Annotated in this window: 12 protein-coding genes; 11 read left to right on the top strand and 1 reads right to left on the bottom strand. The window is 60.6% G+C overall.

What is annotated here, in order from left to right:
• Positions 1–130: 130 nt before the first annotated feature.
• The 11 genes from pyrH (at position 131) to ABFY71_RS01505 (ending at position 10898) form a co-directional block, all read left to right on the top strand.
• On the top strand, positions 131–844 hold the full coding sequence (gene pyrH / locus ABFY71_RS01555; RefSeq protein ID WP_347944383.1) for a UMP kinase: 714 nt from the start codon (positions 131–133) through the stop codon (positions 842–844).
• Positions 845–871: 27 nt separating this feature from the next.
• Positions 872–1426: a ribosome recycling factor gene (gene frr, locus ABFY71_RS01550; protein ID WP_347944382.1), complete on the top strand. Its 555-nt coding sequence runs from the start codon at positions 872–874 to the stop codon at positions 1424–1426.
• Positions 1427–1453: 27 nt separating this feature from the next.
• On the top strand, positions 1454–2215 hold the full coding sequence (uppS, locus tag ABFY71_RS01545) for an undecaprenyl pyrophosphate synthase (RefSeq protein WP_347944381.1): 762 nt from the start codon (positions 1454–1456) through the stop codon (positions 2213–2215).
• Positions 2212–3072, top strand: coding sequence for a phosphatidate cytidylyltransferase (locus ABFY71_RS01540; protein WP_347944379.1), 861 nt, complete (start codon positions 2212–2214; stop codon positions 3070–3072). Before uppS ends, ABFY71_RS01540 begins: the two co-directional genes overlap by 4 nt.
• Before the next feature lie 34 nt (positions 3073–3106).
• Positions 3107–4243 carry an RIP metalloprotease RseP gene (rseP, locus tag ABFY71_RS01535; protein ID WP_347944378.1) on the top strand — a complete coding sequence of 379 codons (1137 nt, stop codon included), beginning with the start codon at positions 3107–3109 and terminating at the stop codon, positions 4241–4243.
• 184 nt (positions 4244–4427) lie between these two features.
• A complete protein-coding gene (gene bamA / locus ABFY71_RS01530; RefSeq protein ID WP_347944377.1) occupies positions 4428–6563 on the top strand; it encodes an outer membrane protein assembly factor BamA in 2136 nt (711 codons plus the stop codon).
• Positions 6564–6634: 71 nt separating this feature from the next.
• On the top strand, positions 6635–7663 hold the full coding sequence (lpxD, locus tag ABFY71_RS01525) for a UDP-3-O-(3-hydroxymyristoyl)glucosamine N-acyltransferase (protein WP_305577727.1): 1029 nt from the start codon (positions 6635–6637) through the stop codon (positions 7661–7663).
• Positions 7660–8124, top strand: coding sequence for a 3-hydroxyacyl-ACP dehydratase FabZ (gene fabZ / locus ABFY71_RS01520; RefSeq protein ID WP_347944376.1), 465 nt, complete (start codon positions 7660–7662; stop codon positions 8122–8124). The genes lpxD and fabZ overlap by 4 nt, the downstream gene beginning before the upstream one ends.
• Positions 8121–8930: an acyl-ACP--UDP-N-acetylglucosamine O-acyltransferase gene (lpxA, locus tag ABFY71_RS01515; RefSeq protein ID WP_305577731.1), complete on the top strand. Its 810-nt coding sequence runs from the start codon at positions 8121–8123 to the stop codon at positions 8928–8930. The genes fabZ and lpxA overlap by 4 nt, the downstream gene beginning before the upstream one ends.
• Positions 8930–9775, top strand: a complete 846-nt coding sequence (lpxI, locus tag ABFY71_RS01510) for a UDP-2,3-diacylglucosamine diphosphatase LpxI domain-containing protein (RefSeq protein ID WP_347944375.1) — start codon at positions 8930–8932, stop codon at positions 9773–9775. Before lpxA ends, lpxI begins: the two co-directional genes overlap by 1 nt.
• Complete coding sequence (locus ABFY71_RS01505; RefSeq protein ID WP_347944374.1) at positions 9768–10898, top strand: lipid-A-disaccharide synthase; 1131 nt, start codon at positions 9768–9770, stop codon at positions 10896–10898. Before lpxI ends, ABFY71_RS01505 begins: the two co-directional genes overlap by 8 nt.
• Here ABFY71_RS01505 and gltA read toward each other — a convergent pair.
• Positions 10895–12184, bottom strand: coding sequence for a citrate synthase (gltA, locus tag ABFY71_RS01500; protein ID WP_347944373.1), 1290 nt, complete (start codon positions 12182–12184; stop codon positions 10895–10897). The two genes, ABFY71_RS01505 and gltA, sit on opposite strands and share 4 nt — an antisense overlap.
• Between the last annotated feature and the right edge of the window lie 62 nt (positions 12185–12246).

The raw sequence follows: 12246 nt of genomic DNA, 5'->3' as shown, positions 1-12246 counted from the left end.
GGGATTGAGCACAAAACTCTGTCTGAATTCGTTTCAACTGGCGTAGCGCTTTCTTTTGAAGGCGCTTTTGCCTTAGTGTCTGCAGGGCTGCCGGATTCGGTGCCCCGCCGTTTTTTCCGCAAGGGGTTCGATGATGGTGCCTGCCTACAAACGCATTTTGCTCAAGGTATCGGGTGAGGTGCTGGCCGGAGACCAATCATTCGGTATTGAACCTGAATTTCTGCAGTCCGTCGCCAAGCAGGTCGCTGATGCCGCCAAAAGCGGCACGCAGATCGCTATCGTGATCGGGGCTGGCAATATCTTCCGCGGCATGGCCGTGGCCGCCAATGGCACCGACCGGGTGACCGCCGATCTGATGGGCATGCTGGGCACGGTGATCAATTCGCTGGCCCTGAGCAATGCCATCACCCGGCAGGGCATGAAGTCCAAGGTGTTCTCGGCGCTCAACATGCCATCGGTGGCCGACAGCTTTACCGCCCGCGCTGCCAAGGCGGCGCTTGATGAGGGCTTTGTGGTGGTGTGCGCCGGCGGCACCGGCAATCCGTTCTTCACCACCGATACAGCCGCAGCGCTCAAGGCCATCGAGCTCGATTGCGATGTTCTGCTCAAGGGGACCAAGGTGGATGGCGTCTATTCAGCCGATCCCAAGACCGATCCCAACGCCACCCGCTATGAAACGGTGAGCTATGATGAAGTCATTGGCCGCAATCTCAAGGTCATGGATACTGCAGCATTCGCGCTTGCCCGCGACAATGGCTTGCCGATAATCGTATATGCACTTGACGACGAAGCTGGCCTGGCTGGCGTGCTGGCGGGGACTGCCCGTTCGACGCGCGTTGGCTAGCAGATCTGGACTGGAAGGACGAAAAAAATGGCATATGACCTGGACGACCTTAAAACCCGCATGCAGAAGTCGATTGCGTCCCTGCGGGACGAATTGATGGGCTTGCGCACCGGCCGTGCCAGCGCCAGCCTGCTGGAGCCGGTGACCGTGGAGGCCTACGGGTCGCGCATGCCGCTCAACCAGGTTGCCACCGTCACCGTCCCCGAGGCGCGCATGCTCAGCGTGCAGGTGTGGGATCGCAGCATGGCCAATGCGGTTGAAAAGGCCATTCGCGATAGCGGTCTGGGGCTCAATCCGATGGGTGAGGGGCAGATCATTCGCGTGCCGCTGCCCGAGCTTAATGAAGAGCGTCGTCGCGAGCTGACCAAGGTCGCCCACAATTATGCCGAAGCGGCGCGCGTCGCGGTGCGGCACATCCGTCGCGATGGCATGGACGCGCTCAAGAAGGCCGAAAAAGACGGTGATCTTGGGCAGGATGACGTGCGCGCCCAGTCCGATCTGGTGCAAAAAGCCACTGATGCCGCCGTTGCCGAGATCGATCAGGTTGTTGCGACCAAAGAAGCTGAAATCATGCAGGTTTGAGACAGCCCGCTGCGCTGGAGGGCGTAGATGTCTATTGATCCGGCCATCGCAGCAGATCCTGTGCAGCACGCGCCTGTGCGCGTGCCAGAGCATCTCGGCGTCATCATGGATGGCAATGGACGCTGGGCAATTGCGCGTGGCAAGCGGCGGACCGAGGGCCATATCGAGGGCGTCAAGGCGCTGCGCAATCTGGTCGAACTGTGCATCAATTACGGCGTGAAGCACCTGACGGTGTTCAGTTTCTCATCCGAGAACTGGACGCGGCCGCGCGAAGAGGTTGCTTTCATTTTCAATCTTCTGCGCCGCTTTGTTGCATCCGATCTGCAGCGGCTGATCCGCAACAATGTGAAGGTACGGATCATCGGTACGCGCGAGGGCCTGGAGCCTTCTCTGGTGCGGGTAATCGACGATGTCGAGGCCAAGACGGCAGGCAATACCGGGCTGGTGCTGGTGGTGGCCTTCAATTACGGCGCCAAGGCCGAGATTGCCGAGGCGACGCGCCGGATTGCGCGCGAGGTTGCCGCTGGACGCCTGTCGGCCGACGATATTTGCGAGGCCACTATCGACGCAGCGCTATATACGGCGGGACTGCCGGATCCCGATCTGATCATTCGCACCAGTGGCGAGCAGCGCATTTCCAATTTCCTGCTGTGGCAGGCGGCTTATGCCGAGTTCGTTTTTGTCGATGAGCACTGGCCTGATTTTGATGAATCCAGCTTTGTGCGGGTGCTTGAGACATTTTCGCGGCGCGATCGGCGCTTCGGCGGCATAGGAACGGCGCAAAAGTGAGCGAACCCAATAGATCTTTGACGGTTGTTCCCGGTCCGCGCCGCCATCTTTGGCACGATCTGGGACCCCGGTTGATTTCGGCGCTGGTGATGATCGCGCTGACGGCGACCGCACTGTTTGTCGGCGGCTATTTCTTCGCCGCCGTGGTTGGCGCGGTGTTTGCCGGCGCTTACCGCGAGTGGGAAACCATGGTCTCGCGCGCGCCACTGACCCCGATCGGCATGGTGCTGATCGGCTTGCTGGCGCTGTCGGGACTGATCTTTCCGCTATGGGGCGTATTGGGCAGTGTCGCCGTGATTGGGCTGGCTTGCGTGGTTGCCATTGCGGCGCGCGGCGAGGGTGTCTGGTGGCGGGTGCTGGGCCTGGTGCTGTTTGGTGCCATCATCCTTGCGGCGCTGGTGATGCGCGGCGATAGCATGGCCGGGGTCTGGGCCGGGCTGTATCTGGGTACGGTGGTGTGGATGACCGATTCTGCCGCCTTCTTCACCGGCCGGCAGATGGGCGGCGAGAAACTGGCCCCCGATATTTCGCCGGGCAAGACCTGGTCGGGCGCGCTGGGCGGACTGGCGCTGGGGACCGGGGCAGGGCTGGGGGTCTGGGTCCTGGCGACGGATTCGCCCTGGTGGATCGGTCTGGTGCTGTCGGCGGTCATCAGCGTGCTGGGGCAGGCGGGTGATTTGAGCGAGAGTGCCGTCAAACGGCATTTCCGCATCAAGGACAGTGGCGATATCATTCCGGGCCATGGCGGGTTGATGGATCGGCTGGACAGCCTCACATTTGGCGTGTTGCTGGTGCTCTTGATCGGCACCCTGCATTCCGGCTTCGGTTCAGTCGCCGAGGGACTGCTCTACTGGTAGGCTGGCCTCACGCGCCGGCTGCACAAGGAAGACAATGTTCGAATTCATCTATTGGCTGCTCTCCTATGTCGTGCCGTTTCTGGCGGTGCTGACCGTGATCGTGTTCGTGCACGAAATGGGCCACTATCTGGTCGCCCGCTGGAACGGCATTGCCATCCAGACCTTTTCGATCGGCTTTGGCCGGGAACTGATTGGCTGGAATGACAAGCAGGGCACACGCTGGCGGATTTCGGCAATCCCGCTGGGCGGCTATGTGCGCTTTGTCGGCGATATGGATCCAGCCAGCACGCCGGACCGCAAGGCCATGGAAAAGGCCGATCCGGAGCTGGCGCCACGGCTGTTTGCCAACAAGAATGTGTGGCAGCGCATTGCGGTGGTGCTGGCCGGGCCGGTTGCCAATGTCATCCTGACCTTTCTGATCCTGTACGCGCTGCTGCTGGGTTATGGGCGCTACACCATACCGCCGGTGGTAGGGACGGTCATTGCGGATTCGCCGGCGCAGGTGGCAGGGTTGGAGCCGGGCGATATTATCGTCTCGGTGGATGGCTATGCAGTGCGCGGCTTCGAGGATTTCCAGCGTCTGGTTGCCACCAGTCCGGAACGGGCGGTGAGCATCGAGCTGGAGCGCGCCGACAGGGTGGAGACGCTGGTGCTGGTGCCCGAGGCGGTGGAGGTGCAGGACCGGTTCGGCAATACCCAGAAAATTGGGCGAATCGGGGTGAGCCGGGACGTTGAACAAACGGACGTGACGCTGTACCGGCCGGGACCGATCGAGGCGATCGGCATGACCACCGAAGAAATTCGCTTCATCGTGCAGCGGACAGCCGCCTTTCTGGGCGACTTCTTTGTCGGTCGCGGTGACGTGGAACAGCTGGGTGGTCCGGTCAAGGTGGCCAAGGTTTCCGGGGAGGTTGCGACCCTGGGAATCATCGCACTCATAAATCTGACGGCTTTGCTCTCGCTAAATATCGGTATCTTCAATCTTTTGCCGGTTCCTATGCTCGACGGCGGCCATCTCATGTATTATTTGGTTGAAGCAGTGAGGGGGCGTCCGCTCAGCATCAAAATTCAGGAAATTGGCTTCCGCATCGGATTTGCCCTTGTCCTGAGCTTGATGGTGTTTACGCTCTTTAATGATACAGTTTTTGCTTACTTGGGAATCTTGCGTTAACGCTGTGTTAACCTTGGTTCGTAAGGTGTTGCAGGAATACAAGAGCACCAAGCATTTGCTAACCGCGACGAGGCTTACGCCTTGTCCTTGGTTAAAAAGGCGGTAAAACGGTGCAATGGAATTAAGCTGGGGGGCGCGCTATGCATGGCGATTTCTCGGGCATGGTCGAAGAAGGCAGTATAATATGATCCACACCAAGTTGATGCGCGGCGCTTTCCTGGCGCTAGCGATGCTGGGCGTAGCTTCGATCGCAGGTCCCGGTATTCCACTGGTGGGTGTGGCGACCGTGCAGGCGCAGGAGCAATTGGTAGGCTCGGTGCTGTTTGAGGGCAATCGGCGCTTCAGCGACGCGCAGCTCCTGGACATGGTCAATGTCTCTTCCTCTGGCATTTTCAGCCAGCAGCGGCTGGCTTCCGATATCGAGAGCATTCGTCAGGCCTATGACCGTGAGGGTTATCTGTCCGTGGGGGTGACGTCGCGCGTCGAGTCCATCGCTGATGGTCGCGTTCGTGTGGTGTTTGTCGTCAATGAAGGCAATCGCGCGGGTATCGCGGCGATCAACTTCACCGGCAACAACGCAATCTCGTCCGGCAATATCAAGGGCGCGCTGCTGACCAAGGAAACCGGCATTCTGAGCTGGTTGTTCAAGGATGACGGCTATGACGAGCAGAAGCTGGCTGTCGATCGCGAGCGTGTCCGGCTGTATTACGCCAATCGTGGGTACCCTGACGCACAGGTGACCTCGGTGGGCGAGTATGACGCGGCGCGCAATGCCTATTTCATCAACTTCACGATCAATGAAGGTCAGAAGTACGAGTTTGCCGATGTTGGTATCGAGACCAGCATTGCCGGCCTGAACACCGATGCTCTTCGTGGCGCGGTGAAGACGGGCGAGGGGCGTCGCTATTCGGTTAGCGATCTGCAGTCGACCATCGAAGACATGTCCTATGAGGCGACCACGCAGGGCTATTCCTTCGCTGACGTCCGGGCACGTCTGGATCGTGATGTGGCCAATGGCACCTTCAAGGTGACCTATCTGGTCGATGAAGGTCCGCGCGTCTATGTCGAACGGGTCAACATTACCGGCAATACCAAGACCCGCGACTTCGTCATCCGTCGCGAACTGGAGTTCGCTGAAGGCGACCCCTTCAATCGTGCACTCGTGGTTCGCGGTCGCAGCAATATTGACGATCTGGGCTTTTTCTCAGCCGTCAATGTGACCACAGCTGCCGGCTCGGCGCCGGACAAGGTAGTGATCAATGTTGCGGTGGTTGAGAAGTCGACCGGTGAATATGGCGCCACTGCCGGCTACTCGACCGTGGACGGCATTCTGGGTGAAATCTCGCTGACCGAGCGCAACTTCCTGGGTCGTGGGCAGTATGTGCGGGCCGCCATTGGCGCTTCGCAGGCTGGCCGGACGTTCGACTTCTCCTTCACCGAGCCGCGCTTCATGGGTCTCAAGGTGTCGGCTGGTCTGGATGCCTATCATCGCATCACCGAAGAAACGACAAGCTCGTTCTATGGTTCGCAGGCGACCGGTGGCCAGTTGCGCCTCGGCATCCCGCTGACCTCTGATCTGTCGTCAACCGTGTTCGCCGGTGGCGAGTACAAGGTGATTGCCGACAATAAGGACAATCCGGCCCATCAGTCGTCATTGGTGGTCGATGGTCAGGAGTTCACCAAGGCGTTTATTGGTTACTCCCTCACCTGGAACGGCGTGGATGACCTCAAGAAGCCAACCACCGGGCTGTATGCAACCTTTACGCAGCAGTACATTGGCTGGGATCACAATCTGCTCAAGTCAGAAGCCCGGGCGCGCTATTTCGTGCCGGTGATCGAAGACAGTGGGATTGTTGCCAGCTTGAAGGGCCAGGCCGGCGTGATCAACGATATGAGCGGCAATGGCGTCCATGCTGTTGAGGCGTTCAATCCTGGTACCCAGCTGATCCGTGGTTTCGAAGGCCGTGGCCTTGGGCCGCGTCTGCAGAGCGGCGAATATCTCGGTGCGACCATGTATGCCGGTGTCTCGGCGGAGCTGAACTTCCCGCTCCCGGCCGTGCCGGAGAGCTACGGGCTGAGCGGCGCCATCTGGGCCGATGCGGCCTGGGTTGACGGTCTGCCGCGGATTGGCACTGGCACAGCGACGTTGTCCAATGTCGATCCTGGCAGCCAGGACGTGCCATGGCGCACCTCGATCGGCGCGTCGCTGATCTGGGACAGCCCGTTCGGTCCGCTGCGTGGTGATTTTGCTCACGTGCTGAACAAGTCGACTTCGGACCGGACCCAGGTGTTCCAGCTATCGTTGCAGACACTGCTCTAGCCTATTGCCGTACAACAGTTCATTGAGCCGCGGGGCGGTAGCGCCGCGGCTCAATGCTTTTAAGTGACATCATGGTCGATATTCGTTTTCATCGCTTCGTCGGCCCCGCAACGGTCGGCACTGTTTTGGCCGCGCTTGGGCGCGACGACCTGCTAACGGGTTTTGCTGATCCCGACTTCACCATTGATGGTGTTTCCGACCTTGTGCTGGCCGGTCCCAGCGATCTGGCCCTGGCGGCTCATGCCAGTTACACAGAGGAACTGCGGATTACCGGGGCCGGCATGGTCATCGTGCTGCCGGCGCTGCGTGATGCGGTGCCGGAGGGATGTCTGGCGCTGGTCAGCGACAAGCCGCATCATCTGTTCGCCGATATGCTCGACTATTTCTACCCCGACAGCACGCGAAGCGTGATTGCCGGCGGACGAGACGATCTCGGCGAGCCGATTTTCGAAGCAGACGTGGTCCTCGGTTCCAATGTGGTGATCGGGCAGGGTGTTGAGATCGGCCGTGGCACGATCATCGGGGCCAATACGGTCATCGGGGCCGGTGTCACCATTGGTCGCAACACGACCATTGCAGCGGGCTGCACGATCGACTGTGCCCATATCGGCAATGACGTGGTGATCCATTCGGGCGTCCGGGTCGGTACCGAGGGCTTTGGCTGGCTGGATTTTGGCCTGACCAACCGGAAGCTGCCGCAACTGGGTCGCGTGCTGATCCAGAACAAGGTCGAGATCGGGGCCAATTCGACCGTTGATCGGGGTGCACTGGGCGACACGATGATTGGCGAAGGCACCAAGATCGACAACCTCGTGCAAATCGGCCACAACTGCCGCATAGGCCGCAATTGTCTGATTGCGGCCATGAGCGGGCTGTCAGGCTCGACCATTGTTGGCGACGGCGTGTTGATGGGCGGTGGTGTCGGGACGTCCGGGCATTTGAGCATCGGCGCCGGCTCGGTCGTGCATGGACGCGCGGCCGTGACCAAGGACTGGCCAGAGGGCTCGAAAATTGCCGGGGCGCCTGCTCAGGATATCAGGGATTTTTGGCGAGAACTCGCCACCATGCGTAAACTTTCCAAAGGGGAAAAGCGGGGATGACCGAGAGCACCGAGCTCACTGCGATGAGCATTGCCGAGATCCTCACCAGCCTGCCGCATCGTTATCCGTTCCTGATGATCGACAAGATCATCAAGATCAATGGCGACGAGACAGCTGTGGGCGTCAAGAATGTCACGTTCAATGAGCCAATTTTTCAAGGTCACTTCCCAGGCGACCCGATTTTTCCTGGCGTGTTGATCATTGAAGGCATGGCGCAGACCGCCGGTGCGATCGTGATCAAGCACGATTCCAATACCGGCAAGAAAAACATCGTGCTGATGCTGGGCGTCGACAAGGCCAGGTTCCGCAAGCCGGCTGGTCCTGGCGATGTCATCGAGTTCCATATTGCCAAGATCCAGCGCCGCCGCAATGTCGGCCGTTACAAGGCCGAGGCCATTGTTGGCGGGACGGTTATTGCAGAAGCTGAGATTACCGCAATGATCGTCGAGGCGAGTTCGTGAGCTCTGCGTCCGTTCATCCAACAGCCATCGTTGGTCGTGGGGCGCAGCTGGGCGATGGCGTCAAGGTTGGCCCGTTCTGCATTGTCGGTGACAATGTCGTGCTGCACGACAATGTGGAGCTGGTTTCGCATGTGTCGATTGAGGGCAATACCGAGGTTGGCGCGGGAACGCGGATTTTTCCGTTCGCCTCGGTCGGCCACGTACCGCAGGACCTGAAATATCACGGTGAAGCCTCGCGGCTCGAGATTGGTCAGAACTGCACCATTCGCGAGTCGGTGACCATCAATCCCGGGACCGAGGGCGGCGGCATGTTGACCCGGATCGGCAATGATTGCCTGATCATGGCCAGTGCACATGTGGCCCATGATGCGATCATCGGCAATAACGTGATCATGGCCAATTATGTCGGCATCGCCGGCCATTGCCAGATTGGCGACAATGTCATTTTTGGCGGCACCTGCGTGGTCCACCAGTTCACCCGTGTTGGGGCGCATGCCTTTGTGGGCGCGCATTCGATGGTGGACGGTGACATCATTCCCTACGGCATGGCCGTGGGCAACCGCGCCGCGCTGACGGGGCTGAACCTGGTGGGACTGAAGCGCCGCAAGTTTGATCGTGAGGCGATCCATCGCCTACGCGCGGCCTATCGGCAGATCTTTTCCAACGAGGGCACGCTGCGTGAGCGGGTCGAGGATGCCGCAGGTCTGTTCAAGGATGATGCACTGGTGCAGGAGGTTGTCGCCTTCATCATGGCGGCATCCGATCGGCCCATCCTGATGCCGCGCAACGGCCAGTCCGCTGAGTGATGGCCAGGGTGGCGGGTCGGCTCTCGATCTTTGCCGGGTCGGGCGAGCTTGTCCCCCACGCCATTGAGGCGGCCCAACGGGCTGGTTACAAAGTCCAGGTTCTGACGCTGGAGCCCCGTGCGGCGATTGCCGGGGTGAAAATGATTGCCGCCGATCTGGAAAATCCGCTGGGGATCATCTGGTCACTCAAGATCTTTCGAACCAGCCATATCGTCCTGGCCGGAGGCATTCATCTGCCTGACAAGGCGCGTGAGGGGCTGATCCGCTTTGCCAATGGCAATGCCCCGGCTGGTGAGGGCATGGCTGAGACTGCCGTGGGTGACGCGGCTCTGGCGGCTCTGGCCAAGGTGCTCAAGAAGATGACCGGGGCCGATCTGGTTGGCGTGCATGAATTGTCGCCCGAGCTGCTGGCGCCTGATGGTGCCATTGCCGGACCTGCATTTGCCGACCGGGCAGCAGCATTGTTTGCGCTCAAGACGGCCCGAGCCATCGGGGCGCTGGACATCGGACAGGCGGCGATCGTCTCGGGTCGGCGGGTTATCGCGGTTGAAGATATTGGCGGCACGGACGCGCTGATTGAGCGGGTCGGGGCTTTGCGGTCGCGTGGGTTGACCGGCAATGGTGCTGCGCCGTTGATCCTCGCCAAGGCGCGGCAGCCCCAGCAATCGGCCTTTATCGATCTGCCCGCCATTGGGCCACAAACCATTATTGGCTGTGCAGCAGCCGGCATAGCGGTCATAGCCGTTGAGGCAGGGCATAGCCTGGTGCTGCAACGGGATGCGCTGTCGGTTGCAGCGGAGCAGCACGGCGTGGCGGTGCTGGGCCTGGGCATCGACAATGACTAGCGCGCTCAAGCTGTTCATTGTCGCCGGTGAACCCTCGGGTGACCGGATAGCGGCCGATCTGGTGGCGCGGCTCCGGCAGCGTGTGCCCCTGGTACTTGCCGGCGTGGGGGGCGATGAGCTCAAGGCGATGGGGCTGGTCTCGCTCTATCCGATGAGCGATCTGTCGGTGATGGGCATCAGCGATGTGCTGCGACGGCTCCCCTTGCTGTTGTGGCGGGTCGAACAGACGGCGCGGCATATTGTGGCCGGTCAACCCGACGTCGTGGTGCTGGTCGATGCCCAGGATTTCTCCAAGCTGGTCGCCAAACGCCTGAAGGCGCTGGGCCATAAGGGCACACGCATTCTCTATGCCGCGCCAACCGTCTGGGCCCGGGCGCCCGAGCGGGCTGCCAAGCTCAAACCCCTGTTTGATGAAGTGCTGGCCGTGCTGCCGTTCGAGCCAGCGGTGATGCACAGACTGGGTGGACCACCGACCAGCTATGTGGGCCATCCTGCGCTGGCCGAGGGGCTCACCCATGTCGAGGGACCCGATGCAGGGCCGTTGATCCTGCTGCCCGGCAGCCGCGAGGGCGAACTCAGGCGGCACTTGCCGCTGTTCCGTGCGGTAATTGACACTCTGGCGGGCCACCCGGCCCTTGAGCGGGTCGTTATCCCGACCTTGCCCGCTCTGGCGGCACGGATTGGCCAGGCGGTTGCCGATTGGCCGCTGCCGGTCGAAGTGGTCGCAGACCGGGCTGAGCGTCGTGCACTCTATGGGCGGGCCATTGCGGCAGTGTCAGTGGCCGGGACAGCAACGCTGGAACTGGCCATGGCGCGCGTGCCGATGGTGGTGAGCTATGTGATGGACAGCCATCAGGCGCGGGCCTTTGAACGGCTGGGCCGGCCAATGGTCTCGTTGCCCAACATCATTCTGGACCGTGACGCGGTGACCGAACTGGTGCAATCGCGACCTGATCCCGCGGCGATTGTGGCCAGCCTGAGCGCTTTGCTCGATAACAAAAAAGCCCGCCAGGACCAGATTGCGGCCTTTGGCGAGCTTGAGGACTTGATGGAATGCGGCGAAGCCGACTTTCCGCGTCAGGACCCGGCAGACCGGGTCCTGAGCTATTGGTCGGGCGCCTAGCGCTTGTCGACGGGAATGTAGTCGCGGGCTGGCGCGCCGTTATAGAGCTGGCGTGGGCGACCGATCTTCTTCTGCGGATCGCCGATCATTTCCTTCCACTGGGAAATCCAGCCGACAGTCCGCGCCACCGAGAACAGCACGGTGAACATCGAGGTCGGGAAGCCGATGGCCTCGAGGATGATGCCGGAGTAGAAATCCACGTTCGGATAGAGCTTGCGCTCGATGAAGTAGGGGTCTTCAAGGGCAATCTTCTCGAGCGCCTGAGCCACTTGCAGCGTCGGGTTGTCGCGCACCCCGAGCAGGTCAAGGACCTCTTTGGCGGTCTTCTGCATCACGGTCGCGCGCGGGTCGAAGTTCTTGTACACGCGATGGCCAAAGCCCATCAGCTTGAACGGATCGCTCTTGTCCTTGGCACGGGCGATGAACTCGGGAATGCGGTCAACAGTGCCGATTTCCTTGAGCATGTTGAGCGCAGCTTCATTGGCGCCGCCATGGGCAGGGCCCCACAGGCAGGCCACGCCAGCCGCGATACAGGCGAACGGATTGGCATCAGACGAGCCGGCCAGACGCACGGTCGAGGTCGAGGCGTTCTGCTCGTGATCGGCATGCAGGGTGAAGATCAGATCCATCGCCTTGGCGATGGTCGGGCTGACCTTGTATTCCTCGGCCGGAACCGAGAAGCACATATGCAGGAAGTTCGACGCATAATCGAGATCGTTGCGCGGGTACACAAAGGGCTGACCCACCGAGTACTTGTAGGCCATGGCCGCAATTGTCGGCATCTTGGCGATCATGCGGATCGAGGCAATCTCGCGCTGCCGCGAATCGGAGATGTCGGTGGAGTCGTGGTAGAATGCGGCCATGGCCCCGACCACGCCGGTCATGATGGCCATAGGGTGCGCATCGCGACGGAAACCACGATAGAAATAGTGCATCTGCTCATGCACCATGGTGTGGCGTGACACGACTTTGTCGAACTCGGCCAGCTGGGTCTTGTTGGGCAGTTCGCCATAGAGCAGCAGATAGCAGACCTCCACATAGGAGCTCTTTTCGGACAGCTGATCAATCGGGTAGCCGCGATAGAGCAGCTCGCCCTTGTCACCATCGATATAGGTGATGGCACTGTCGCAGGCCGCCGTCGAGGTGAACCCTGGGTCGTAGGTGAACATGCCGGTCTTGGCGTAGAGGGTACGGATGTCGATGACATCGGGACCAACCGAGCCAGACATGACGGGAAATTCGTGGGTTTGATCCCCGATGACGAGTTTGGCGACTTTATCGGTCATTCAGCTCTCCTCGAAGGCCCCGTAACCCAGAATGAAAAGGGATTTCGGCAGGGTCGGGGCCG

Origin of the sequence: Devosia alba, assembly GCF_039938915.1 — a bacterium.
Lineage (GTDB): Bacteria > Pseudomonadota > Alphaproteobacteria > Rhizobiales > Devosiaceae > Devosia > Devosia alba.
This window is presented reverse-complemented; position numbering and strand designations above follow the sequence as displayed.

What these genes read in the sequence shown, in the direction of transcription:
- pyrH (WP_347944383.1), top strand. Translation starts at nt 131, where the DNA reads ATGATGGTGCCTGCCTACAAACGCATTTTGCTCAAGGTATCGGGTGAG.
- frr (WP_347944382.1), top strand. Translation starts at nt 872, where the DNA reads ATGGCATATGACCTGGACGACCTTAAAACCCGCATGCAGAAGTCGATT.
- uppS (WP_347944381.1), top strand. Translation starts at nt 1,454, where the DNA reads ATGTCTATTGATCCGGCCATCGCAGCAGATCCTGTGCAGCACGCGCCT.
- rseP (WP_347944378.1), top strand. Translation starts at nt 3,107, where the DNA reads ATGTTCGAATTCATCTATTGGCTGCTCTCCTATGTCGTGCCGTTTCTG.
- bamA (WP_347944377.1), top strand. Translation starts at nt 4,428, where the DNA reads ATGATCCACACCAAGTTGATGCGCGGCGCTTTCCTGGCGCTAGCGATG.
- lpxD (WP_305577727.1), top strand. Translation starts at nt 6,635, where the DNA reads ATGGTCGATATTCGTTTTCATCGCTTCGTCGGCCCCGCAACGGTCGGC.
- fabZ (WP_347944376.1), top strand. Translation starts at nt 7,660, where the DNA reads ATGACCGAGAGCACCGAGCTCACTGCGATGAGCATTGCCGAGATCCTC.
- lpxI (WP_347944375.1), top strand. Translation starts at nt 8,930, where the DNA reads ATGGCCAGGGTGGCGGGTCGGCTCTCGATCTTTGCCGGGTCGGGCGAG.
- ABFY71_RS01505 (WP_347944374.1), top strand. Translation starts at nt 9,768, where the DNA reads ATGACTAGCGCGCTCAAGCTGTTCATTGTCGCCGGTGAACCCTCGGGT.
- gltA (WP_347944373.1), bottom strand. Translation starts at nt 12,184, where the DNA reads ATGACCGATAAAGTCGCCAAACTCGTCATCGGGGATCAAACCCACGAA.